Below are 22,875 nucleotides of genomic sequence, written 5' to 3'. Positions count from 1 at the left end.
CTAAGCGATCCCGAACTCCGCCATCAAGGCGCGCGCGTCGGCGAGATCCTCGTCGAGCACCATGACGCGGACGGGAATCGCGAGGCCGACGCTTTCGGCGATATTCATCCCCGCGTCGAAGCAGACAGCGGGAACCCCGGCGCTTTCGAGGCGGCCGCGCAGCAATTCGGCCTCGGCACCGTTCGGCATCCGCACCAGTTCGACCAGCGCCATTCAGGCTTCGCCCGCGATATAGCGGTCGGTCGGCCGGGTTGGCAGTCCGTCGATGCTGCGCGTGCGGCCCTTGAACTTTTCGGTCCATTCGACCGGATCGGCCTGACGATGATATTTCTGCAGCGTGTCGCGCTCGTGCTGCAGTTCCATCATCGGCACGCCCCAGCCGCAGCTCGTCTGCACGCTGTCGATATCGATGACGAAGATCTGGCGCGTGCCGGGGAGCAGACTGAAATGCGCCGCGAGCGCATCCCATTCCTCATCCTGCGGCAGCACCGCACGGCCGCGGCCATAGAGGCGCAGGATCAGCGCGCTGCGGTCGAAGGCGCAAAACATGATCGTGATGCGTCCGCGCTCGGCTTGTTCGGCCGCAAGATGCGCATGGGTTTCGTTCCCCGACCCGCCGAGGTCGAGATAGGCGACCTGGCTGCCGGACAGGATGCGGAAGCTGTCGGCATAGCCCTTGGGCGACAGGTTGACGCGCCCGTCGGCGGCCGCGGTCGCGACGAAAAATATGGGCTGCTTCTCGATGAAAGCGACGTGCTTTTCGGTCAGCGCGTCGAAAAATTCGGCCATGGCAAAGCTCCGTTCGGCCGCCGGTCTATCACCAATTCTTGCCCTCTTCTATCGCGCCCTTCTCATCGGCACGCGTTTCACGGCCGAGGGCAGCATTGCGGTGCGGGAAGCGTCCGAAACGGTCGATGATGTCGAAATGCTTCTGCGCATAGTCGTGGAAGACGGGATCGGCGAGTTCGGACATCAGGCGCAGCGATTCGCGCTGATCGGCGATATCCTCGCTATGTTCGAAGGGCAGATAGGCAAATTGACGCCGTGCGTCGGGCCAGTGCTGGTCCCAGCCCTGCGCGACGATGCCGCGCGCGATCTGGCGCGCCAGATCGTCGGATGCAAAGGCTTCTGCGCTGCCGCGAAAAATGTTGCGCGGCACCTGGTCGAACAGGATGGTCGCGGCGAGCGCGGTGTCGGGGTCGGTCAGGAAGACTTCGGCAGGCTGGCTGCGCAGCGCCGCCAGCCAGTCGGCTGCCAGATCGCGCACTGCGACATCGAAATCAGCCCCGCCGCCGTACCAGTCGTCCATTCCGTGGCTGTCGAACCAGAAGGCGAGCAGCCGATGCGGCCAGTCGGCGGGCGGCGGCGGGGGAGAGGGGAGGTCGTCGTCGAACATTCCCCTTATCTATCAGTTCGATCCCGCGCGTCGATAGGGGGTAAATTCGCCGAGCGAGACGAAACCGTTATACATGTGGCTGCTGCGGTCGTGCAGTTCGACGGTGTCGATCGAACAGAGCTGCGACGTCGTTGTCTTGGTCACCAGTATATCATCCTCGTCGAGGCTGTCGGCATTTTTGGGCCGATTGACCCAGAGGGTGTCGCCGATGCGATAGATGATCGCGGTCTTGTCGATGACCTGGCTGCTCGTGACCGCCGAGAGCGAGATGCAGTCGCGCGCCTTGCCGGCGACGCGGCCTTCGAGCAGCTTGGCAAGCTGCGCCTCGGGCGCGAGCTTTTCGCGCGCGGTGGCGGCAGCGGGAACCGCCGCTACGGCGGCGGCGGCGATGATGGCGGTAATCAGCGGACGCATGACAGGGCTCCTGCGGTTCGAATTGTCCTACCCTTCCCCACCCCATAGACGGAGACGCGTGAACCGAGCCTGAAAGCGCCGGGGGAAATCAGCAGGCGCCGTCGGGCAGCGGGATACCGAGCGGCCCTTTGCACTTCTTTTTCTTGGGCGGTTCGGCGGGGGTGCTGGCGCTGCCGCCCATCGCGCCCATGCCGCCCATATCGGCGCCGACGAGCAGCATGGTGTGTGACCGGAAGCGCACCTTGGCGGTCCAGTCGATATTCCACACCGCATTGCCCGCGGGTTTGGGCGGATAGGAGAAATTGGCTTCGGGGCCGAAGGCGTTGAGGTTGCCGATCATCATTTCGCCCGACGCTTTCTTGACCTCGGCCGGGATCTGGCAGCTCGTCTGCGATGGCGGCATCACGATCTTTTTCGTGATCAGGTTGGCGACGACCGACGGGGGGAGCCAATCCCACAGGCCGCCGCCGAATTCCTTCGATGCGCTGCTCGTCCACCAGACCATGTCGCCACTGCCGCCACCGCGGTCCATGCCGCCGATCGTCCATGCGACGTAACCGGTCGCGGGCTGGAGTGACCCCCAGCGGATCATCACCGATCCGTCGGCCTGTTGCGCGGTCGACGCCTGGAGTCCCGGCATATAATCCTGCGCCAGATTGAAATTGATGTCCGACCCGACATTGCTGTTGATCCGGTGCGCCCCGATCAGCGACGATCCCGCCTGCGGCTGTTTGCCGCCCTTGCTGTTCGGCCAGTCGACATAGGATTTGCTGTTCGCCTGGCTGACCTCGCGAATGATTGGCACCGCGCTCGAGAAGAGGCCCGGCGGAACCTGTCCGGCCGCGACCTTGGCGAAATCGATGATGACGGGCTGGCCGGGACCGGCCTTGGCGCCGCAGCCCCAATAGAGCAGCAGTCGCCCCTTGGGCCGTTCGAATTCGGTGGTGTAGCTGCCTTCGGCGCGCGGCGGCGCGATCAGCGGCACCGATTTGCCGAGCTTGGCCTGCGGTTCGAAATAATGATCGCCCTTGGGCGGCGGCGCGGTCGGCGACTGATCGGAGCCGAGACGAAGGTTGAGCGTGTAGGCGACGCGGCTCGACGGGTCGCCGCCGAACATCATGCTCATCGCGCCGCCCAGGCCGCCGCGACCGCCCCCGGCCATTGCGGCGAAACCGGACATCGTCGCGACGTCCATTTCATAACGTTCCTTGGGGCCGGTGGTCTTTTGCGCCGATCCCGGAACGGCGGCGAGCATCGCGGCAACGGCGGCGACGGACACGAAACGCAGACTCGAACGCATGCAAACCTCCCTGTTGTGGGGGTGCCCCACGGATGATGCGACCGAAATCTATTCTGTTTGCCCCTCTATATGCGCGGATCGGGCGAACGCCAAGTGAGGGCAGTCACAGTCTTCGGCATTGCGCGCGAAGCGACGCAATCTCCAGTCATCGCCGCCACGCAAGGCCAGCCGATCGAGATTGCTTCTTCACTTTTCCTCGCAGTCAGGCGATTGTCACGCCGTCCCGCCCACCGTCAGGCCGTTCACGAGCAGCGTCGGCTGGCCGACGCCCGCAGGGACGCTCTGGCCCCCCTTGCCGCAGATGCCGATGCCTTCGTCGATCGCCATGTCGTTGCCGATGCCGCTGACTTTGGTCAGCACGCTCGGCCCGTCGCCGATCAGGGTCGCGCCCTTGATCGGGTCCCCGATCTTGCCGTTCTCGATCTTGTAGGCTTCGGTGCAGCTGAAGACGAACTTGCCCGACACGATGTCGACCTGTCCGCCGCCGAAGCTCTTGGCGAAGATGCCGTTCTTGACGCGGCTCAGCAGCTCGGCGGGATCGTCGTTGCCGCCCCGCATGAAGGTGTTGGTCATTCGCGGCATCGGCGCGTGCGCGAAGCTTTCGCGGCGGCCGTTGCCGGTGGGCTCGACCCCCATCAGCCGGGCATTGAGGCGGTCCTGCATATAGCCCTTGAGGATGCCGTCCTCGATCAGGATCGTCTCGCCGGTCGGCGTGCCCTCGTCGTCGATGCTGAGCGACCCGCGGCGGCCGCCGCCGACCGGGCTTTCCATCGCGCCGTCATCGACCACCGTGACGCCCGCCGCTGCGACGCGCTCGCCGATCCGGCCCGAAAAGGCGCTGGTGCCCTTGCGGTTGAAATCGCCCTCAAGCCCGTGGCCGACCGCTTCGTGCAGCAGCACGCCTGGCCAGCCGGGGCCGAGCAAAACGGTGAACTCGCCCGCCGGGGCGTCGACCGCGCGCAGGTTGACGAGCGCCTGGTTCAGCGCCTCGTCGATCGCGCGGTTCCACTGCGCATCCTCGAACAGATGATCGTACATGTAGCGGCCACCAAGGCCGAAATAGCCGCTCTCGCGCCGCCCGTTTTCCTCGACGACGATCGAGACGTTGAGGCGGACGAGCGGGCGTATGTCGGTTGCGAGGAAACCGTCGGCGCGGACGATCTCGACCACCGACCAGCTGCCCGCGAGCGCGACCGAGACCTGGACGATGCGCGGATCGCGCGCGCGCGCGGCGGCGTCGATCTTCTGGCAGAGGTCGACCTTCTTCGCGAAGGGGATAAGGTCGAGCGGGTTCGCCTCGTCATAGAGGTGGCGGTTGGTGCGCGGCGGCGGGCCGGCGGGTGCCTGCTTTGCGGGATCGAGCAACGCGAGCGTTTCGGCGGCGCGGCGGATCGCGCCGGCGCTGACGTCGCTGGCGTGCGCAAAGCCCGTCATTTCGCCCGACACGGCGCGCAGCCCGAAGCCGGCGTCGGTCGAATAGTCGGCGGTCTTCAGGCGCCCGTCGTCGAAGCCGAAGCTCTCGGTCGCGCGATATTGCAGATAAAGCTCGCCATCGTCGGCCTTCGCCAGTGCCTCGCGCGCGAGTTTCTGCGCCAGATCGGGGTCGAGCGCATCGGTGCGGTACAGGAAGCGGCGGGGATCGGTGGGGCTTGTCATGCGCATGATATAGGCGCGCATAGCCATGGCGCAAAGCCCGTTCGGTGCCGCCGTGCCGCGGCGCTTCAACGACAGGCGGTGCGCGGCCTTGCAGCACTCCCCGTATCAGCGGCGGGAACTGCAAAAGAAAAGGGCGGGGAAATCCGCCCTGTCCGCGGCCTTCTAATCTCCTATAGTCCCGAACTGTTTTTCAGAACTCCAGCTTTGCTGCGGGGTCGAGAGGCGTTTCGGGTATCTGCCGCCAATTCGGCCTATCGCATCACTCTCGATCCTCGCGGTTGTTGCGCGACGGCTTCCCGCGAGGTGGTCAGCAACTGGCTAATTTACGCGATGAATCTGCCCTGCTTTGTAAGCCGTCCTTATGTCATCGTGCGATATCACTCCAGCCGGGCTTTCGATCCAAAAGATATCTGCTCCGGTGGGTGTCAGATGAGCCAGAATATAAGCAAGATCACCGAACGGCCCGCAGATAATCTTCCTCGCTCAGCGCGCCATCTTTCCGCGCAGCCATGAGCGTGACCTGCAGCCAAGCTGAGTAGTGGACTCGGCTGTTCGCGGCTATCTTAATTACCTAAAAATCGCTCCACAAGAAAACCTAAAATTCGTCTTGCATAATAACCTAAAAAGCGTACATCTGAATAACCTAAAAACTGTGCCACCGAATAACCTAAAATCACTCCAAGAGATGCAAATGGCGACCCCGCAGGAAAAATTGGCCAACGCGCTCGAAGCGCTTCATCAGCTGCAAAATGATGGGCGTGTGGCAATTCGGAGCGAGGATCTCGACAGGCCGCAGCGTGAACTCCTCATTCGGCGCGGGTTTCTAAGGCCCGTGATGAAAGGCTGGTACATCGCCAGCCCGCCGGAAACCATGCAAGGCGAAAGCGGTATCTGGTACACCGCCTATTGGAGCTTCTGCGCCCAATATCTCGCCGAGCGGTTCGGCGAAACATGGTCGCTTACGCCCGAGCTTTCTCTCGCATTGCAGACCGGCAACCGGACTATTCCCCGCCAGTTGCTCGTTCGGGCCAAGAAAGCCGGTAACAAGGCAACCGGGCTACTACTCGGCACATCGCTCTTCGACACGAGGGCTGCGATCCCTGAAGGAAACGACCTCGTCGTGCAGGACGGGCTAAGGCTTTTTTCGATCCCCGCTGCGCTGATCGCGGCGAGTCCGGGCTATTTCGAAGCCAATGCAATCGACGCGCGCGCGGCGCTGGCGACGATCCGTGACGCGTCGGAGCTTCTCGAGCGCCTGCTGGATAAAGGGCAAAGTACCGTTGCCGGTCGGCTTGCCGGCGCATTCCGCAACATCGGGCGCGGGCGGATTGCAGACGATATTCTAAAGGCGATGGACGGGGCGGGATACCGGGTTCGAGAAACCGATCCGTTCGAGCAAAAGCTTTCCGTTATGCCGCCGCGCGAGCGTTCGCCCTATGCCGGGCGCATTCGGCTCATGTGGGATATGATGCGCGGCCCGATCATCGAGCGCTTTCCGAGGGCGCCCGGGCTTCCGGGTGACGTCGAGGCCTTTCTCAAAAGCGTTCAGGACAATTATATTACTGACGCTTATCACTCGCTGTCGATCGAGGGATATCGCGTAAGCCCCGAACTTATCGACCGTGTGCGCAGCGGCGCTTGGAACCCCGATGCCGATGCCGCCGACCGCGAGCTAAAGAACGGCCTCGCAGCCCGCGGCTACTGGCTCGCCTATCAAGCGGTTCTGGATAGCGTCCGCGATGTGCTTGGCGGTGCCAATCCCGGCGAAGTCGCTGATGCGGATCATGGCGACTGGTACCGGGCGATGTTCAGCCCCAACGTTCAGGCGGGGCTGGTCGAAGCGAAGGATCTTGCGGGATATCGCAGCGGACAGGTTTATCTGAGCGGAGCGCTTCATGTACCGCTGAGTCCGGATGCGATGCGTGATGCTATGCCAGTGTTCTTCGAGCTTTTGAGAGAGGAGAAAGACGCCTCGGTTCGTGTCGTGCTCGGCCATTTCATATTCGTCTATATTCACCCATATATGGACGGGAACGGACGAACCGGCCGCTTCCTCATGAATCTCATGCTCGCGGCCGGCGGCTACCCTTGGACTGTCATTCCGGTCGAGCGTCGCAAGGATTATATGGTCGCACTGGAAGCAGCGAGCAGCGAGCAGGATATTGTGCCGTTTGCCGAGTTTCTCGCGGACCTCGTAACACGGGCGCTGAACGGCGAGGCAACGGCCGAGCTGCCCGCCGCGCGTTGATTGATTGACGGTCGCACTTGGGAGGCGGCTTTCGACTAATCATTCTCCAGCAACTCAGAACGTCCGTTCTCGTTGTCTGCTCACTGAAAGCCGCCCGAGCGCAATCGGCCAATCCTACCCATCGCGCGCCTCCCCGCTGGTCGCTCCCCCGAGGCTGCGCATGACAACTTCAGACCTCAAATCTTATGGCGATAAATACTTTGGCCTATTGTCGTTGCGCGATGGAGTAGAATAGACAATCTCAGACAATAATAGCAGAGGAATTGAACGGAACGGACTGTATCGTGAATTCAGATGCGCGGTGGGGCCGTGTGGGTCTGAAATTACGCGGATGTGATTTGAAAAATTATTTCAATCACATAGTCTTAACTTAACAATTCGCCCTGTTCTGGGTCTCAGTCGCCTTCGCCCGGTTCGGGCGAGAAGAATTTTTCATATTTGTCGTCGACGCCCTTATATTCGTCGGCGTCCGCAGGGCTGTCCTTCTTGGTCGTGATGTTCGGCCATTCGGCACTGAACTTGCTGTTCACTTCCAGCCATTTTTCAAGGCCGCTCTCGGTATCGGGCAGAATCGCCTCGGCGGGACATTCGGGTTCGCACACGCCGCAATCGATGCATTCATTGGGGTTGATGACGAGCATATTCTCGCCCTCATAGAAGCAGTCCACGGGGCAAACCTCGACGCAATCCATATATTTGCAGCGGATGCAGGCGTCGGTGACGACATAGGTCATGGGTAAGGGCTCCCTTCGTGGCGGATTGCTGCCGCCCCTTGTTGCGATTCCCCGCCTCCTATGCCGCGTGGCGGCGATGCGTCAATGGTCCGCCGCCAGTTGCGAATCACTCTCATTTCCCCGGGAGGCCGGCGCAGGGGCCAGTCGTTCGTAACAAGCCTGCGCTTCGGGCGCGGGACCGCGGCGTGGCGGCAGGGTCAGGAGGCGGATCACCTCGATGCGTTCGCCGACCGGCAGCACGATCGTCGCGCCGGGATGGACCGCGACCGACGCGCGGCTGACACGGCGGCCGTCGAGACGGATATGGCCCGCCGCGACCATCGCCTGCGCGATGCTGCGCGAGCGCGCGAAGCGCAAATACCAGAGCAGCTTGTCGAGCCGGATGCTGCCTGCTGCGCCGGGGCTCGCCATCAGTCCTTGCGCGCCTCTGCCATTAGCGCGGCCAGCCCGGCGAAGGGGCTGTTCGGCGACGGGCCGCGCCGGACCGGGCGCTCGGGACGGTCGGTTCGTGGTGGCCGCACCCCGGCTTTGCCCTGCTGCTGTCCTTGGGGCCGCTGACCCTTTGCCGTGGTCGGCTTGTCGGTCTTGCCCGGCTTGGCTCGGTGCCGCGCGGGGTGTCCGTCGGTAGAGGGCGCGGCCTTTGCTTCAGGCCGATTGTCGCCCACCTTGTGCTTGCGCCGCTTGCGCTTGTCGGCGGCCTTAAGCCCCGACCAGCGCCAGCGCTGGAGCGCGGGATCGCCGACGCTGCGAAAGCCGAACGCCTGCAGCAGCGCGCGGCGCGTTTCCTCGTCAAGCCCGAGCGATGTGGCGAGCGCCGGGTCGATGACGAAACCGGGCGGCGGCGCGGCCGAAACCCCCTGACCTTCGTCGGCGCCGTCAGAATGGTCGGCATGATGTTCGGCTGCACCCGCGACGGGCTCGGTCGGCGGGTGCGCGGCCTTCAGGCGCGCGGCATGGGCCTGGCGCGCCAGCTTTTCGGCCATGTCGATGCGCAGCCAGCCTGAAGCACAGCGGCGAAAGCCTGCAATGCGCAGCCCGCCGTGGTTGCCGGTCTTCTGCAGCACCGCGCCCTGCGGCGGCAGCGCCGGGATTGGCGCGCTTCCTTGTTGCGCCGCGAGCAGCGCGGCGCGCCAGCGCACCGCTTCGGGCTTGAGCAGCAGGTGATGAAATAGGTCGAGCGACCCGACGGTCAGCCCGAGCCTGCGCAAATAGGGGCGTTCGTCCGCGCTCATCGCGCCCAGTTGCGCCTCGACCTGCGCGCGCGGCGCCATGCCGCCGCCATCGACGAGCGCGGCGAGCAGCGCGCGGACGTGCGGCGGGGTGAAGAGGTCGCCGGCCGCTTCGCCCATCGCGGCCAGCGGCGCGGCGTGGCGCGCGAGCTGTTCGGCGACGAAAATCTGCAGCCGCTCGGCAATCGCCTGCACCTGCTGCGGTTCGAGCCGCCGCAGCGACGGGTCGATCTGGATTGCCGGCTGTACAAGCGTCGGGCCGCGCGCGAGTGTCGCGATCGTCTGGCCGTGCCAGGCGAGCCGCGGCGGGGCGCCGGCTTCGCTGACCAGTTCGATCGCCTTGTCCTCGCCGCTTGCGAGCAGCGCGGCGCGGCGCGCGAGTTCGGCGCGCAGATGCTTCTCGGCGGCGGCGAGCAACAGGCGGTGATCGCTGGCGCGCGCGCCGGGGTCGACCTTGAACTGAAAGCCTTTGAGCGTCCCGATCGCTTCGCCGTCGACGGCGACGGTGCCGTCGGCGCCGACCGCGACCGGCAGCGCGGCGTGGCGCTGCCCCGCATCGCGGATCAGCAGCGCAAGGCGGCGATCAACAAAGCGCTGCGCGAGCGCCGCATGCAGCGCGTCGGACAATCGCGATTCGAGGTCCTGCGTGCGCTCGGTCCATCCGGCGCCGCCTTCGATCCAGTCGCCGCGCTGGGCGATAAAGCATAAGGTGCGGACCGCGGCAATGCGGCTTGCGAGCTGGTCGATATCGCCGTCAACCTGGTCGAGCCGCGCGAGGCGGCGCGCGAACCAGTCGGGGTCGATCATCCCGTTGCCGCTCGTGCGCCACTGCCACAGCTTGAGGACGGTGCGGCTATGATGTTCGGGGCCGAGCTGTTCGAAATCGGGGAGGCCGCACACGTCCCACAGGCGCTGAACCGCAGCGGCTTCGCCAGCGCGTGCACGCACCTCCATGTCGCTCGCCAGATGCTTGAGCACCGCAATATCCACGGCCTCGGGGGCGGGGCGCAGCGCCTTGTGCTCCGGCGGCCGCGCAAGGTCGGCGATCAGCGTGTCGAGCGTATCGAAGCGCGGCGCCGGATTGCGCCAGAACAGGCTGGTCAGCGGCGGGAAATGATGCCCTTCGATCGCGGCGATTTCTTCAGGCGTGAAGCCGCCCTGTGGCTGACCGACAGTGCCGAAACTGCCGTCCTGCTGGTGCCGCCCGGCGCGTCCGGCGATCTGCGCCATTTCCGATATGGTCAGACGGCGGACCCGGCGGCCGTCGAATTTCTGCAAGCTCGCGAAAGCGACATGCTGGACGTCGAGGTTCAGCCCCATGCCGATCGCGTCGGTGGCGACGAGATAGTCGACCTCGCCCGCTTCGAACATCGCGACCTGCGCGTTGCGCGTCTTGGGGCTGAGCGCCCCCATGACCACCGCGGCGCCGCCTGAGAAGCGGCGCAGCATCTCGGCGATCGCATAGACCTCCTCGGCCGAGAAGGCGACGATCGCCGATCGCTTGGGCAGGCGCGACAGCTTCGCGGCGCCAGCATAGCTCAGCGTCGAAAAGCGCGGCCGGCTGATCACCTCGATTTCGGGAACCAGATCGCGCACCAGCCCCTTGATGCTCGCCGAACCAAGGATCATCGTCTCTTCGCGGCCGCGCGCGCGAAGCACGCGGTCGGTGAAGACATGGCCGCGCTCGGGGTCGGCGCCGAGCTGCGCCTCGTCGATGCCGACGAAGGCGACGTCGCGGTCGACCGGCAGCGCCTCCATCGTGCCCAGCACATAGCGCGCTTCGGCGGGCCAGATGCGTTCCTCGCCGGTGACGAGCGCGACCTGCGCCGGCCCTTTGATTGCCACAACCCGGTCATAGACCTCGCGCGCCAGCAGGCGCAGCGGAAAGCCGATCATTCCGCTGGCGTGCGCCGTCAGGCGCTCGACCGCCAAATGGGTTTTGCCGGTGTTGGTGGGGCCAAGGACAGCCTTGACCGGGTGGGAGGAGTGGGACGGCATTTTCTTGGATGCAACGCTGGCACGGGCGGCGCGGCGGCGCAACAGCGGATCGACGAAGGCGGGTCGATCCGGTCGATTTCCCGATTGCGGCACATTATAACCCGCACGCGCCACGACTGGCCGCAAGCCCGCGCGTTCGCGTGGCCGTTAAATTGACTTTAACGGCCTTTGTTTACAGACCTCGGGTCGAAAACATGATCGACGGCCGGGCTTTGGGGGCCCGTCGAGCGGGGATTGCGATTTGTTTCAGCGTCACGAACCCATCGCGGGTATGTCGGGCAATGCCGCGACCCTGTCGATGTCGCAGGCGATTTCGCTGCGCCGTGCTGCCGACGAACCGCCCCGCGCGCTGTCCTGGATCGACGCGCTGCGCGACCGTTTCGCGCATATCGACCTCGTCCCCGACCTTGGCGACAATATCGGATCGGCGGAATGGTGGCGCGGGCTGGCCACGCTCACCTTGCTCTGCGGCACGGCCATATCGACCTTTCCGGGGCTGAAACCGCTCGAGATCGGCGGCGCTCCGGCGCTCGACGCATCGGACTTCAACGAAGCGCGTGCGCAGATGATCGTGCCGATCGCCTATGGCGGCGATACCGGGCGCCATATGGCGGCAACCGACGCGGTGCGCCCGCTGGCCCAGACGCCCGAACGGCCGCAGATCGAACTCACCGCGACACTGGGGCAAGGCGACAGCTTCGCTCGCGTACTCGAACGCTCGGGCGTCGGCAGCCCCGATGCGCAGGCGATCGCCAGCCAGGTCGCGGGCGCCGTCCCGCTGGCCGATATTGCCGCGGGAACGCGCATTGACCTGATCCTCGGCCGCCGCGCCGCGCGCACGATGCCGCGCCCGGTCGATGCGCTTGCGATGCGGGCGCGTTTCGATCTGCGGATCGAGATGGAGCGCATCGACGGCCGGTTGGTGATGCGCCGCATCCCGATCGCGGTCGACAATACGCCGCTGCGCATTCGCGGCCGGGTCGGCGACAGCCTCTATCGCTCGGCGCGCGCCGCCGGCGCGCCGCCCGAGGCGATCCAATCCTATCTGCGCGTGATCAGCCGCCAGATTTCGGTCGGCAGCGATATTCGCTCATCGGACGAATTCGACATCATCCTCGACCATCGCCGCGCCGAAACGGGCGAGAGCGAGACTGGCAAGCTGCTCTATGCCGGGCTGGTGCGCGGCGGAAAGCCGAAGCTGTCGATGATCGAATGGACCGTCGACGGCCGAACCCAATGGTATGAGGCCTCGGGCATCGGGCAGCAGCGCGGCGGCATGATCCGTCCGACGAACGGCCGCATCACCTCGACCTTCGGCATGCGCCGCCATCCGATCCTCGGCTATACGCGCATGCATAGCGGCGTCGATTTCGGCGGCGGTTACGGCGCGCCCATCTATGCGGTCAGCGACGGCGTGGTGACGATCGCGGGGCGGACCGGCGGTTTCGGCAATTATGTGAAACTGAACCATGGCGCCGGTCTCGGCACCGGTTATGGCCATATGAGCCGCATTGCGGTGCGCCCCGGCCAGCATGTCAATCGCGGTCAGGTCATCGGCTATATCGGGTCGAGCGGCCTGTCGACCGGCCCGCATCTTCACTATGAAGTCTATCGCAACGGCGTCGCGGTGAACCCGCTGTCGGTCAGCTTCGTGACGCGCGCACAGCTCGAAGGCAAGGCGCTCGCCGACTTCCGTGCCCGCATTCGCCAGCTCACCTCGGTCTCGGTCGGCGCCGCGCTGGCGCCGGTCGCCGCCCGGCCTGCCGAAGGACGGAAGCTCGGTTCGCTCGCCGACACTGCGTCGAAGCGGGCCGGCGAAGGGATCTGACGTCGGGCTTTCCCGTCGGTGCGCGGGGCGCACCGATATCCAATATCCATTTGCCCGGCGACCAAGCGCCGCTATGCACACGGGCATGACTCATGCCGCTTTCCCCGACCTGCGCCTGCGCCGCACCCGCCGAACCGCCTGGAGCCGCGCAATGGTGCGCGAGACGCAGCTGACTTCCGCCAATCTGATCTGGCCGCTATTCGTCTGTCAGGGTGACGGCGTCGAAGAACCGATCACCAGCCTGCCCGGCGTTTCGCGATGGTCAGTCGACCTGCTCGTGGCGCGCGCGCGCGATGCGGTCGATGCGGGCATCCCCTGTCTTGCCCTCTTTCCCTATACGCAGCCCGACCGGCGCAGCGAAGACGGCGCCGAGGCGCTCAATCCCGACAATCTGATGTGCCGCGCAACCGCGGCGATCAAGGACGCGCTCGGCGATGCGATCGGCGTGCTGACCGACGTCGCGCTCGATCCCTATACCAGCCACGGGCAGGACGGGCTCATCGACGCGGCGGGCTATGTCCTCAACGATGAAACGGTCGAGGTGCTGGTCGGCCAGGCGCTCAACCAGGCGCGCGCGGGCGCCGACATCATCGCGCCCAGTGACATGATGGACGGTCGCATCGGTGCGATCCGCGAAGCGCTGGAGATCGAGGGCTTCGGTCATGTCCAGATCATGAGCTATGCCGCCAAATATGCGTCGGCCTTCTATGGTCCCTTCCGCGATGCGGTGGGGTCGCGCGGGTTGCTGAAGGGCGACAAGAAAACCTATCAGATGGACCCCGCCAACGTCGAAGAGGCGCTGCGCGAGGTCGAACAGGATCTGGCCGAGGGCGCAGACAGCGTGATGGTCAAGCCGGGCCTCCCGTATCTCGACGTGGTGCGCGCGGTGAAGGACGCTTTCGCGGTGCCGGTCTATGCCTATCAGGTGTCGGGCGAATATGCGATGATCGAGGCCGCCGCCGCGGCAGGCGCGGGCGACCGCGACGCGCTCGTCCTCGAAACCCTGCTCGCCTTCCGCCGCGCCGGCGCGTCGGGGGTTCTGAGCTATCACGCACTGCACGCGGCGAGGCTCCTCGCTGCATGATCGAAACCGAGCGACTGGTTTTGCGGTCTTGGCGCGAAAGCGATCTCGCGCCCTTTCAGCAAATTTGCAGCGATCCCGATGTGATGGCAACGCTTGGGCCACCGCTCGACATGGCGGCTACGGCGACGCGGATCGAATGGATGCAGCGGCACGAAAGCGAGCATGGCCATTGCTTCTGGGCGCTCGAACGCCGCGACGATGCGCGGCTGATCGGATGGTGCGGCGTGATCCGCGGCGACATCGATCCGGTGCGGGACAAGCTCGAAATCGGTTGGCGCCTGGCACGCGATTGTTGGGGCGCCGGCTATGCGAGCGAGGCTGCCAAGGCCGCAACGGCGTGGAGTTTCGCCAATCGTGACGATGACGAAATTCGGGCCATCACGTGGGAGGGCAATGGTCGCAGCCGCGCGGTGATGGAGCGGCTCGGTATGGGCTATTGCACCGGGCTCGACTTCGATCATCCCAAGCTCGACGCGGGCGACCGATTGCGCCGCCATGTTACCTATTCGCTTTCTCGCGCAGATTGGCTTCGCGTATGACCGTCGCCGACCGTGGGCCGCGTCGGCTCCTGTTCGTTCTGACCATATTGGTCGGCAGTTTCCTGCTCTTCCTCGTTCAGCCGATGGTCGCACGCATGGTGCTGCCGCGACTCGGCGGGGCGCCGGCGGTGTGGAACAGCGCGATGCTCGTCTATCAGGCGCTGCTCCTTGGCGGTTATGCCTATGCGCATTGGCTCGGGCGTTTCGCGGTGCGGCGGCAGGCGATGATCCATCTCGGCCTGCTGCTCGTTGCCGCGCTGTGGCTGCCGGTCGGCCTTGCACGGATCGCACCGCCGGCGCCGGGGCAGGAGGCGCTGTGGGTGCCGCTCCTGCTCTTTGCCTCCATCGGACCGGTCTTTTTCGCGGTTTCGGCGCAGGCGCCGTTGATGCAGCGTTGGTTCGCCGCCGATCCGCGCGCCGGCGATCCCTATTTCCTCTATGCGGCTTCGAATCTGGGCAGCTTCGCCGGGCTGATCAGTTATCCCGCGCTCGTCGAACCGCTGCTGCCGCTCGAGAAGCAGAGCATCGGCTGGACGCTGGGCTATGTTCTGCTGTTCATGCTGGTTGCGGCCGCCGCCGCGGCGCGCTGGGGGCGCGGCCCGGAAAGCGCCCAGCCGACTGACACGGCCGGCGACGAAGCCAGGCCGGACTGGCGGCGACAGGTGCATTGGCTGTTGATCGCCGCGGTTCCGTCGGGCCTGATGCTGTCGACGACGACGCATCTTACGACCGATATCGTCGCGATGCCTTTGCTCTGGGTATTGCCGCTCGGGCTGTATCTGTTCAGCTTCGTGATCGCTTTTTCCAGCTGGACGTCGCTCACCAACGTCATCGTCACGATCGCCCCGGCGCTGCTGCTGGTCGTCGGCGGACAGGCGCTGCTCGGAACGGGCGGCGGAACGATGCTCGTTGCGCTGGCGAGCCTCGTCATGCTGTTCGTCGTCGCGACCGCGCTTCACGGCTATCTCTATTTCCTGCGGCCGGGACCGCGGTATCTGACCCTGTTCTATCTGATCATGTCGGCGGGGGGCGTCCTTGGCGGCGCCTTCGCGGCGCTGGTGGCGCCGCTCGTCTTCAACTGGGTCTATGAGCATCCGGTGCTCGTGCTTGCCGCGGCGATGCTTTTGCCGTTGCCTGCATTGCTGCCGTGGGAAAAATGGCTGGGACTGCGCCGCCCGCTACCCGTCGTCGTCGCATTGGTCGCGATTGCCGCCTTCGCATCGTGGAAGCTTGTGGCGAGCTGGGACGGGACGCTGCACGGCGCGCATGTCGTCTGGGCGGCGATCATCGTGGCGGTCGGTCTGCTCGTCATTCGCTGGCGCTGGGCCTATGTTGCCGCGCTCTTCCTCTTGATGCTCGGATTCGGGGGCGTCCAGACGCTCGAAAAGGGGCGCGACGGGATGCGGGTGCGCAGCTATTTCGGCATCTACACCGTCACCGACGATCGCTATCATCAGCAGCGGCGGCTCGCGCATGGCACGACGCTGCACGGACTCCAGCGCACGACGCCCGGCCACGAACTCGATCCGACCACCTATTATGGCCATCAGTCGGGGGTCGGCCTGACGCTCGACAGGCTGCCCGAACTCGCCGGGCCCGATGCCGCGGTCGGCATCGTCGGCCTGGGGACGGGAACCTTGTCCTGCTATCGCAAGGCGGGGCAGCACTGGACGATCTTCGAAATCGACCCGGTCATGGCCGATATCGCGCGCGATCCCACCAAATTCACCTTCCTGTCGCGCTGCGCCGCCGATACGCCGATCGTGATCGGCGACGCGCGCCTGCAGATCGCGAAGCTGCCGCCCGCGCGCTTCGATGTGCTGGTCATCGACGCCTTTTCGTCGGACGCAATCCCGCTGCATCTGCTGACGCGCGAGGCGTTTGACGCCTATACGCGCGCGCTGCGCCCCGGCGGCATCCTGCTCGTCCATATCTCGAACCGCTTCTTCGATCTCGAACCCGTGCTCGCCGCCGAGGCGCGAGGCCGCGGGTGGAGCGCGGCGATCCGGCTCGACCCCGGCCCGGAGGATAGCGAGTTCGGTGATCTCACCGGATCGAACTGGGTGGCGCTGACGGCGACGCCTGCCCGCCTTGGCCAGTTGACGCACGGCCTGCGCCCCCGTCAGAATGCCGCCGCGAACGATACCTGGGTCGCGCTGCGTAGCGAGGCGGGGTTCGAGCGCTGGACCGACGATTATGCGTCCACGCTACCGATACTTCTCTGGGGCAATCTGATCGGGAAACATGAATGACCTACACCGACGTCAGCATCATCAGCGTCAACGGCAAGTCGCCGCAGATCGACCCGAGCGCCTTCATTGCGCCGGGTTGCAGGATCATCGGCGACGTGACGATCGGCGCCGATGTCAGCATCTGGTATAATTGCGTGCTGCGCGCCGACGTCAGCCGTATCGTTATCGGCGCGCGGTCGAATATTCAGGACGGCAGCGTCGTGCACTGCGACGGCCCGATGCCGGGCCGCCCCGAAGGCTATCCGACGATCATCGGCGAGGATGTGCTGATCGGTCATATGGCGATGGTGCATGGCTGTACGCTCGCCGACCGCGCCTTCGTCGGATTGAAGGCGACGGTGATGAACGGCTGCCGCATCGGCAGCGACGCGATGCTCGCGGCGGGCGCGCTGCTGACCGAGAATAAAGAGATTCCCGACCGCGAACTATGGGCCGGGTCGCCCGCGCGCCGGGTGCGCGAAATCGGCGACGCGCAGGCGGCGGGAATGCAGATGGGCGTTGCCCACTATGTCCTCAACGGACGGATGCACAAGGCGGCGATCGACGGCTGAATCTTCCCTCCTCCCGATTGCGGGAGGGGAGGGAGAAGTTAATCTTTTTCCGGAACCGCCAGCCCGTTCTTCAGCATCACCGGCACCTGCGTCAGCGTGAAGAGGAAGGACAGGGCGGTCACGCCCCAGACCTTGATCGTCAGCCAAGTATCGAAACTCATCCGCCCGGCTTCGATGAGCACGTACATCACATGGTTTGCGATGCCGAGCGCGGCGAAGAACAGGCCCCAGTTGCGCGACAGCAGCAGCCAGCCGCGTTCGGTCATCCCGTCGAGCGCCGACTGGAGCAGATATTTGAGCATCGGTTTCTTGAACCACCAGCCGCCGAGCAGCATCAGCGCGAAGACGGCATAGATGATCGTCGGCTTCATCACGATGAATTTGGGATCGTGGAGATAGACGGTCAGCGCGCCGAACCCGATGACGAGGATACCTGACATCCACAGCATCGGCGAAATCCGCCCGAGCTTCCATTTCGAGATGCCCATCGCAACGAGGATCGCGACCATGAAGGCGATCGTGCCCTTGATCGCGCCCGCAGTCGCCGCGAAGGCGCCCTGGCCGCCGGCGGTGAACTTGTAGGTCAGGAAAAACACCAGCAGCGGCCCGAAATCGATCGCGAAGTTCAGCCAGCCATGCTTGGCGGGCGGCGCGGCGGGGACGGCTTCGGGGCCGCCGGGTAGCTGGTCGAGCGGTTCGCTCATCGGATATTTCCTGCAATGATGCCCGCGATCTCGTCGGGGTCGAAGGGGCGCAGATCGTCGATCGTTTCGCCGATGCCGATCGCGTGGATGGGCAGGCCATGGCGTTCGGCCGCGGCGACGAGGACGCCGCCGCGCGCGGTGCCGTCTAGCTTGGTCATCACGAGCCCGGTCACGCCCGCCACGTCACGGAACACGTCGATCTGCGATAGCGCATTCTGCCCGGTGGTCGCGTCGAGAACGAGCACGACGTCGTGCGGTGCTGCGGGGTTGAGGCGGCCGAGCACGCGCTTGATCTTGGCAAGCTCGTCCATCAGTTCGCGCTTGTTCTGAAGCCGCCCGGCGGTGTCGACGATCAGCACGTCGATGCCCGTCGCGGTCGCCTGCTTGACCGCATCGAACACGATGCCCGCCGCATCGCCGCCTTCGGGTCCGGTGACGATCGGCACGCCCAGCCGTTCGGCCCACACCTTGAGCTGGCCGATCGCGGCAGCGCGGAAGGTGTCGCCGGCGACCAGCATCACGCCATAATCCTGTTCCTGGAACAGATGCGCGAGCTTCGCGATGGTCGTGGTCTTGCCCGACCCGTTGACCCCGATCACCAAAATGACCTGGGGGCGCGGGAAAGCATCGATTTCCAGCGGCTCGGCGACCGGACGCAGCACCGCCGCAATCTCCTCGGCCACGACCCGGCGCAATTCGTCGGTGCCGTTAGCGGCAATGTCGCGGCGTTCGGACAGGCGGTCGCGGATACGCGCCGCCATGCCGGGGCCAAGGTCGGCGGTAATCAGCGCTTCCTCGATTCGGTCGAGGTCGTCTTCGTCGAGGCGCGACTTGCCCGTCAGCCCGGCCAGATTTTCGCCAAGCCGTTCCGACGTGCGCCGAAAGCCGCCGAGCAGCCGCTCGCTCCAGCTCGGTCCGCTCATCCCGATATCCTTTCCGCAGTCATTCTGTCGCCGTCGCGTGCGCCCGCACGGACCGGCACGATGGCGCCCGGCTCGGCGGGCGTGGCCAATATCAGCGCGGCGAAATTTTCGGCATGGCCGGTTCGGCCGTCGCGCTCGACCAGCATGGTTGTTGTCGATCCCGTCAGTCGGTCCAGCCAGGCATGACGCCGCCGCGCATTGGCCTCGCGCAGCCGCGCCGCCCGGTCGCGCGCCGCGCTGCGTCCGACCTGCGGCATTCGCGCCGCGGGCGTCCCGCTGCGCGCGCTGTAAGGAAAGATGTGACCGAAAACGATGTCGCAATCGTCGATCAGCGCCAGGCTGTTCGCGAACATGGCGGCATCCTCGGTCGGAAAACCGGCGATCAGGTCGGCGCCGATCGCGATTTCCGGGCGCGCGGCCTTCAGCCTTTCGACCAGCCGCACCGCGTCGGCGCGGCGGTGGCGGCGCTTCATGCGCGTCAGCACCATGTCGTCGCCCGCCTGCAGCGAGAGATGAACGTGCGGCATGAGCCGCGCATCCTGCGTCAGCAGCGCGAACAGCGCATCGTCTATGCGGTCCGGATCGAGCGACGAAAGGCGGAGGCGTTCGAGGGGCAGGCGCAGCAAGGCTTCGACGAGCGCAGCAAGGCTGGTGCCGCTGTCGTCGCCATAGCTGGCAAGATCGACCCCGGTCAGCACGATCTCGCGCTGGCCGCGGTCTATCGCCGTTCGGGCCGCCGTCAGGATCGAACCGACCGTGGCCGAGCGGGCGGTTCCCCGTGCCAGCACCGTCGCGCAGAAAGTGCAGCTATGCGAACAGCCCGTCTGGACGCCCAGGAAAGCGCGGGCGTGGTCAGCGCCGGAAAGAGCAGGCAGGTAGGGGAGGGAAGAACGGCCCTTCGGCAGGCTCAGGGCGAAGGGTGGAGGAGGAGCTGCGTCATCCATCTCTGCTCGTGCCGAGCTTGACGAAGCAATATTTTCGACTTGGTAGCTTGCCGTTAGCCCCTTCGCATCGTTGGCGACCACCCGCGCACCCATATCGGCAAAGCGCTCGGCCTCCAGTTCGGCGGCGCAGCCGGTAACGACCACCGCGGTGTCAGGGCGCTCGCGCAGCGCGCGGCGCACGGCCTGGCGAGCTTGGCGCACCGCTTCGTCGGTCACCGCGCAGCTGTTGAACACGATCGTGTCGGGCGCTGCGGCGCGCGTTGCGGCGGCGCGGATCGCTTCGCCTTCGGCCAGATTCAGCCGGCACCCGAAATTGACGACCTCGACCCGGCCGGCTTCGGCAACGCTCATCCGAATTGCGCCCAGTCGGTCTCGCCCTCGAACACGCGGGTCGCCGCGCCGCTCATCACGATCGGCTCGCCGGGCGACCAACGGATCACCAGATCGCCGCCGGGAAGCGACACGGTGACGGGCGATTTGACGATGCCGGCGCGGATTGCGGCGACCGCGGTCGCGCACGCGCCCGTGCCGCACGCCTGCGTCAGCCCGACGCCGCGTTCCCAGACGCGAAGCTGGAGCTGATTTTCGCCGTCGAGGCTCGCGACATTGACGTTGACCCGCTCGGGAAACAGGGGGTCGGTCTCGATCCGCGGGCCGAGGTCGCCCAGTGCGACTGCATCGGCTTCGGGGACGAAGAAGATGATGTGCGGATTGCCGACATTGACCGCCGCGCCATGTTCCAGTTCGTCCCACGCGACGGGCATGTCGCGGGTGTCCATCGGCATGGCGAGCGGAATATGCTCCCAATCGAAGACGGGTTCACCCAGCACGACTTCGGCGCCGCCGTCGGCGGGGGTCACGCGCAGCATCCCGCCCAGCGATTCGATGACCGCGGGCTTGCCGATCAGCGTGGCGACGCAGCGCGTCGCGTTGCCGCACGCCTCGACCTCGCTGCCGTCGGCGTTGAATATCCGCATTTTGACGTCGGCCTTCGACGACGGTTCGAGCAGGATCAGCTGGTCGCAGCCGATGCCGTGGCGGCGATCGGCAATCGCATGCGCCCGCGCCGGCGTCATCTCGACGCTGTTCGCGCGCGCATCGATCACGACAAAGTCGTTGCCGAGGCCGTGCATCTTGGTGAAGCGGTCCGCCATAGTCCGCGCATGTAAGGGCGCCGACGGGCGAAGTCTAGCGATGTGGCGGCGTCAGGCCGTCTTGCGCAGCACTTCCTCGTCGACGTCGGGGGACGGCGTTTGTGGCAGCGCGGGCGAGCGGAGAAGGCCGCGGTCGGCAAGCATGCGCGCCGTGTCGTCGGCCGATGCGGCGCGGCCGTAGAACCAGCCCTGACCCTTCGCGCAGCCGAGCCGCGTCAGTTCGGTGGCGGTTGCTTCGTCTTCGACGCCCTCGGCAGTGATCGGCATGGCCAGGCTTTCGCCGAGGCGGACAATTGCCACCACAATCGCCTGCGCATCGGGGCTGCCCCGCATCGCGGCGACGAAGCTGCGGTCGATCTTGATGCGGTCGAAGGGCAGCGCGCGCAGGTGCGACAAGGAACTATAGCCGGTGCCGAAATCGTCGAGGCTGAGCGAAACGCCCTGATTCTTGAGGCTGGTGACGATCGAGCGGACCAGCGGCAGATTCTCGAACAGCGAGCTTTCGGTGATCTCGACCTCGAGCTGGCTGGCGGGGTAACCCGTTTCGACCAGCAGCTTGGTGAGCTTCTGGCTGAACCAGGGATCCTTGAGCTGTTGCGGAGAAATATTGACCGCGAGAATGATCGACGGATCCCAGCCTTTGGCGATTTCCATCGCGCGGCGAATGACCAGCAGGGACAATTCGCCGATCAGCCCGCTTTCCTCGGCGATTGGAATGAAGCGTTCGGGCGGGATCATGCCATATTCGGGCGAATCCCAGCGCATCAGCATTTCGAAGCCGACAAGGCGGCCGGTCGCGATGTCGACCTGCGGCTCGAAAAAGGGAATGAACTCGCCGCGCGGCATGCCTTCGCGGATGCCGTTTTCGATCTGGTTGCGGACCTGGACCGCCATTTCCATGCCCTGCTCGAACCAGCAATAGCGGTTCCGGCCCTCGTCCTTGCAGTGATACATGGCGATGTCCGCCTGGCGGATCATCGTCTCCATCGTCATGCTGGCATCATTGGCAAGTGCGATGCCGAGCGAGGCGCCGATGCGGATATGCTGCGCATCATGGGCGACCGAATCCTCGAGCGACGAAACCAGTGCCGCGGCGAGCGCGTCGATGTTGGCGCGCGCGGCGGGCTCGAACGGAATCATCGCGACGAATTCGTCGCCGCCGAGCCGCGCTTTGGTCGCATTGGGCGGCAGGATGGCGGTGATCCGCTCGGCCGCGACCTGCAGCACACGGTCGCCCGCGGCATGGCCGTGAATATCGTTGACCGTCTTGAAATGGTCGAGGTCGAGCAGGAACAGGGCGACATTGCGCTTTTCGGCCGCGGCGCTGGCGATGAGCTGCTGCCCCGCAACGATCAGCGCGCGGCGGTTCAGAAATCCGGTCAGCGGATCGGTGTCGGCCAGATAGCGCGCGCGCTGTTCGGCCTCGGTGCGCTCGCGAATCTCGCGGTTGAGGTCTTCGTAGCGGCGCCAGCCGAACAGGATCAGCGCGACATTCAGGATCAGCGCCGCCGACAAGACCTTGTCCGGCCCGCCGCCGATGCCGATCAGCGTCTGCACCACCGCCTGCATCACATTGCCGCCGGTGCCGACGAACATCACTATCGCGGCGACGACGATTCCCCCTGCGATCATGTCGCGTCGGGCGTCCTCGCTACGGTTTCGCGGCTTCATCGTCGAATTCATGCTATAGTCCCCACCATTCCCTCGCATATGCCGGCAAAGCGGTGAAATTTGCGTTAAGTGGGGCTTGGTGGCGATCGCGAAGCCAGCGGGCGGTCCGACTTGCCTTTGCGGGCGATCTCGCCTAAGGAGCCGCTGTCCGCCTATTGGATTCGGGTGGGCATATCGACATCCGCGACGGAATTTCTGTCCACGGATAGCCGCTGGTTGGCGAGGTTTCGCTCACCGGCGTCTTTTGCGT

At 65.5% G+C, this 22,875-nt stretch carries 20 protein-coding genes; 6 read left to right on the top strand and 14 right to left on the bottom strand.

The window, feature by feature from the left end; translation table 11 throughout:
- From L0963_RS08375 to tldD, 6 genes are all read right to left on the bottom strand, one after another.
- The gene (locus L0963_RS08375; protein ID WP_003043073.1) at positions 1-213 is read right to left on the bottom strand and encodes a putative signal transducing protein; all 213 of its coding nucleotides are present in this window, start codon (positions 211-213) and stop codon (positions 1-3) included.
- Positions 214-789, bottom strand: coding sequence for a pyridoxamine 5'-phosphate oxidase family protein (locus L0963_RS08370; RefSeq protein WP_186401229.1), 576 nt, complete (start codon positions 787-789; stop codon positions 214-216).
- A gap of 28 nt (positions 790-817) precedes the next feature.
- Complete coding sequence (locus tag L0963_RS08365; protein WP_234179169.1) at positions 818-1,396, bottom strand: DUF924 family protein; 579 nt, start codon at positions 1,394-1,396, stop codon at positions 818-820.
- 12 nt (positions 1,397-1,408) lie between these two features.
- On the bottom strand, positions 1,409-1,810 hold the full coding sequence (locus L0963_RS08360; RefSeq protein ID WP_234179168.1) for a hypothetical protein: 402 nt from the start codon (positions 1,808-1,810) through the stop codon (positions 1,409-1,411).
- A gap of 88 nt (positions 1,811-1,898) precedes the next feature.
- On the bottom strand, positions 1,899-3,110 hold the full coding sequence (locus L0963_RS08355; protein ID WP_234179167.1) for a hypothetical protein: 1,212 nt from the start codon (positions 3,108-3,110) through the stop codon (positions 1,899-1,901).
- A 213-nt stretch (positions 3,111-3,323) separates the two neighbouring features.
- Positions 3,324-4,766: a metalloprotease TldD gene (gene tldD, locus L0963_RS08350; RefSeq protein ID WP_234179166.1), complete on the bottom strand. Its 1,443-nt coding sequence runs from the start codon at positions 4,764-4,766 to the stop codon at positions 3,324-3,326.
- Between the two features lie 691 nt (positions 4,767-5,457).
- Between tldD and L0963_RS08345 the strand changes: the two genes are divergently transcribed.
- Positions 5,458-7,014 (top strand): Fic family protein, encoded by a 1,557-nt coding sequence (locus tag L0963_RS08345; RefSeq protein ID WP_234179165.1) that lies wholly within the window; start codon positions 5,458-5,460, stop codon positions 7,012-7,014.
- Between the two features lie 395 nt (positions 7,015-7,409).
- Here L0963_RS08345 and fdxA read toward each other — a convergent pair whose 3' ends face one another.
- The 3 genes from fdxA to L0963_RS08330 form a co-directional block, all read right to left on the bottom strand.
- On the bottom strand, positions 7,410-7,748 hold the full coding sequence (fdxA, locus tag L0963_RS08340) for a ferredoxin FdxA (RefSeq protein ID WP_003043060.1): 339 nt from the start codon (positions 7,746-7,748) through the stop codon (positions 7,410-7,412).
- An 81-nt stretch (positions 7,749-7,829) separates the two neighbouring features.
- Positions 7,830-8,159: an RNA-binding S4 domain-containing protein gene (locus L0963_RS08335; protein WP_062901092.1), complete on the bottom strand. Its 330-nt coding sequence runs from the start codon at positions 8,157-8,159 to the stop codon at positions 7,830-7,832.
- A complete protein-coding gene (locus tag L0963_RS08330; protein ID WP_234179367.1) occupies positions 8,159-10,975 on the bottom strand; it encodes a helicase-related protein in 2,817 nt (938 codons plus the stop codon). Before L0963_RS08330 ends, L0963_RS08335 begins: the two co-directional genes overlap by 1 nt.
- A gap of 271 nt (positions 10,976-11,246) precedes the next feature.
- Between L0963_RS08330 and L0963_RS08325 the strand changes: the two genes are divergently transcribed.
- The 5 genes from L0963_RS08325 (at position 11,247) to L0963_RS08305 (ending at position 17,229) form a co-directional block, all read left to right on the top strand.
- Positions 11,247-12,803, top strand: coding sequence for a M23 family metallopeptidase (locus L0963_RS08325; protein ID WP_234179164.1), 1,557 nt, complete (start codon positions 11,247-11,249; stop codon positions 12,801-12,803).
- A gap of 85 nt (positions 12,804-12,888) precedes the next feature.
- On the top strand, positions 12,889-13,887 hold the full coding sequence (hemB, locus tag L0963_RS08320; protein ID WP_234179163.1) for a porphobilinogen synthase: 999 nt from the start codon (positions 12,889-12,891) through the stop codon (positions 13,885-13,887).
- Positions 13,884-14,426 (top strand): GNAT family N-acetyltransferase, encoded by a 543-nt coding sequence (locus L0963_RS08315; RefSeq protein ID WP_217373067.1) that lies wholly within the window; start codon positions 13,884-13,886, stop codon positions 14,424-14,426. The genes hemB and L0963_RS08315 overlap by 4 nt, the downstream gene beginning before the upstream one ends.
- Positions 14,423-16,678, top strand: coding sequence for a spermidine synthase (locus L0963_RS08310; protein WP_234179162.1), 2,256 nt, complete (start codon positions 14,423-14,425; stop codon positions 16,676-16,678). The genes L0963_RS08315 and L0963_RS08310 overlap by 4 nt, the downstream gene beginning before the upstream one ends.
- Positions 16,675-17,229 (top strand): gamma carbonic anhydrase family protein, encoded by a 555-nt coding sequence (locus L0963_RS08305; protein WP_234179161.1) that lies wholly within the window; start codon positions 16,675-16,677, stop codon positions 17,227-17,229. Before L0963_RS08310 ends, L0963_RS08305 begins: the two co-directional genes overlap by 4 nt.
- A gap of 38 nt (positions 17,230-17,267) precedes the next feature.
- Here L0963_RS08305 and L0963_RS08300 read toward each other — a convergent pair whose 3' ends face one another.
- Genes L0963_RS08300 through L0963_RS08280 form a run of 5 tightly spaced genes read right to left on the bottom strand, consistent with a single transcriptional unit; the run spans position 17,268 to position 22,637 of the window.
- A complete protein-coding gene (locus L0963_RS08300; RefSeq protein WP_234179160.1) occupies positions 17,268-17,933 on the bottom strand; it encodes an inner membrane-spanning protein YciB in 666 nt (221 codons plus the stop codon).
- Positions 17,930-18,856 carry a signal recognition particle-docking protein FtsY gene (ftsY, locus tag L0963_RS08295; RefSeq protein WP_062764286.1) on the bottom strand — a complete coding sequence of 309 codons (927 nt, stop codon included), beginning with the start codon at positions 18,854-18,856 and terminating at the stop codon, positions 17,930-17,932. Before ftsY ends, L0963_RS08300 begins: the two co-directional genes overlap by 4 nt.
- On the bottom strand, positions 18,853-20,151 hold the full coding sequence (locus L0963_RS08290; RefSeq protein ID WP_234179159.1) for a MiaB/RimO family radical SAM methylthiotransferase: 1,299 nt from the start codon (positions 20,149-20,151) through the stop codon (positions 18,853-18,855). Before L0963_RS08290 ends, ftsY begins: the two co-directional genes overlap by 4 nt.
- Positions 20,148-20,954, bottom strand: a complete 807-nt coding sequence (gene dapF / locus L0963_RS08285) for a diaminopimelate epimerase (protein WP_234179158.1) — start codon at positions 20,952-20,954, stop codon at positions 20,148-20,150. Before dapF ends, L0963_RS08290 begins: the two co-directional genes overlap by 4 nt.
- Positions 20,955-21,005: 51 nt before the next feature.
- Positions 21,006-22,637 (bottom strand): putative bifunctional diguanylate cyclase/phosphodiesterase, encoded by a 1,632-nt coding sequence (locus L0963_RS08280; protein ID WP_234179157.1) that lies wholly within the window; start codon positions 22,635-22,637, stop codon positions 21,006-21,008.
- Positions 22,638-22,875 lie beyond the last annotated feature (238 nt).

Source organism: Sphingopyxis sp. NFH-91 (genome assembly GCF_021401285.1).
Taxonomy (GTDB): Bacteria; Pseudomonadota; Alphaproteobacteria; order Sphingomonadales; family Sphingomonadaceae; genus Sphingopyxis; species Sphingopyxis terrae_A.
The sequence above is the reverse complement of the archived record's forward strand: the minus strand, read 5'-3'. Positions and strand labels throughout refer to the sequence as shown.

Bases quoted from the DNA above. Each gene is read 5' to 3' on its own strand.
- L0963_RS08375 (WP_003043073.1), bottom strand. From the start codon at position 213: ATGGCGCTGGTCGAACTGGTGCGGATGCCGAACGGTGCCGAGGCCGAA.
- L0963_RS08370 (WP_186401229.1), bottom strand. From the start codon at position 789: ATGGCCGAATTTTTCGACGCGCTGACCGAAAAGCACGTCGCTTTCATC.
- L0963_RS08365 (WP_234179169.1), bottom strand. From the start codon at position 1,396: ATGTTCGACGACGACCTCCCCTCTCCCCCGCCGCCGCCCGCCGACTGG.
- L0963_RS08360 (WP_234179168.1), bottom strand. From the start codon at position 1,810: ATGCGTCCGCTGATTACCGCCATCATCGCCGCCGCCGCCGTAGCGGCG.
- L0963_RS08355 (WP_234179167.1), bottom strand. From the start codon at position 3,110: ATGCGTTCGAGTCTGCGTTTCGTGTCCGTCGCCGCCGTTGCCGCGATG.
- tldD (WP_234179166.1), bottom strand. From the start codon at position 4,766: ATGACAAGCCCCACCGATCCCCGCCGCTTCCTGTACCGCACCGATGCG.
- L0963_RS08345 (WP_234179165.1), top strand. From the start codon at position 5,458: ATGGCGACCCCGCAGGAAAAATTGGCCAACGCGCTCGAAGCGCTTCAT.
- fdxA (WP_003043060.1), bottom strand. From the start codon at position 7,748: ATGACCTATGTCGTCACCGACGCCTGCATCCGCTGCAAATATATGGAT.
- L0963_RS08335 (WP_062901092.1), bottom strand. From the start codon at position 8,159: ATGGCGAGCCCCGGCGCAGCAGGCAGCATCCGGCTCGACAAGCTGCTC.
- L0963_RS08330 (WP_234179367.1), bottom strand. From the start codon at position 10,975: ATGCCGTCCCACTCCTCCCACCCGGTCAAGGCTGTCCTTGGCCCCACC.
- L0963_RS08325 (WP_234179164.1), top strand. From the start codon at position 11,247: ATGTCGGGCAATGCCGCGACCCTGTCGATGTCGCAGGCGATTTCGCTG.
- hemB (WP_234179163.1), top strand. From the start codon at position 12,889: ATGACTCATGCCGCTTTCCCCGACCTGCGCCTGCGCCGCACCCGCCGA.
- L0963_RS08315 (WP_217373067.1), top strand. From the start codon at position 13,884: ATGATCGAAACCGAGCGACTGGTTTTGCGGTCTTGGCGCGAAAGCGAT.
- L0963_RS08310 (WP_234179162.1), top strand. From the start codon at position 14,423: ATGACCGTCGCCGACCGTGGGCCGCGTCGGCTCCTGTTCGTTCTGACC.
- L0963_RS08305 (WP_234179161.1), top strand. From the start codon at position 16,675: ATGACCTACACCGACGTCAGCATCATCAGCGTCAACGGCAAGTCGCCG.
- L0963_RS08300 (WP_234179160.1), bottom strand. From the start codon at position 17,933: ATGAGCGAACCGCTCGACCAGCTACCCGGCGGCCCCGAAGCCGTCCCC.
- ftsY (WP_062764286.1), bottom strand. From the start codon at position 18,856: ATGAGCGGACCGAGCTGGAGCGAGCGGCTGCTCGGCGGCTTTCGGCGC.
- L0963_RS08290 (WP_234179159.1), bottom strand. From the start codon at position 20,151: ATGAGCGTTGCCGAAGCCGGCCGGGTCGAGGTCGTCAATTTCGGGTGC.
- dapF (WP_234179158.1), bottom strand. From the start codon at position 20,954: ATGGCGGACCGCTTCACCAAGATGCACGGCCTCGGCAACGACTTTGTC.
- L0963_RS08280 (WP_234179157.1), bottom strand. From the start codon at position 22,637: ATGAATTCGACGATGAAGCCGCGAAACCGTAGCGAGGACGCCCGACGC.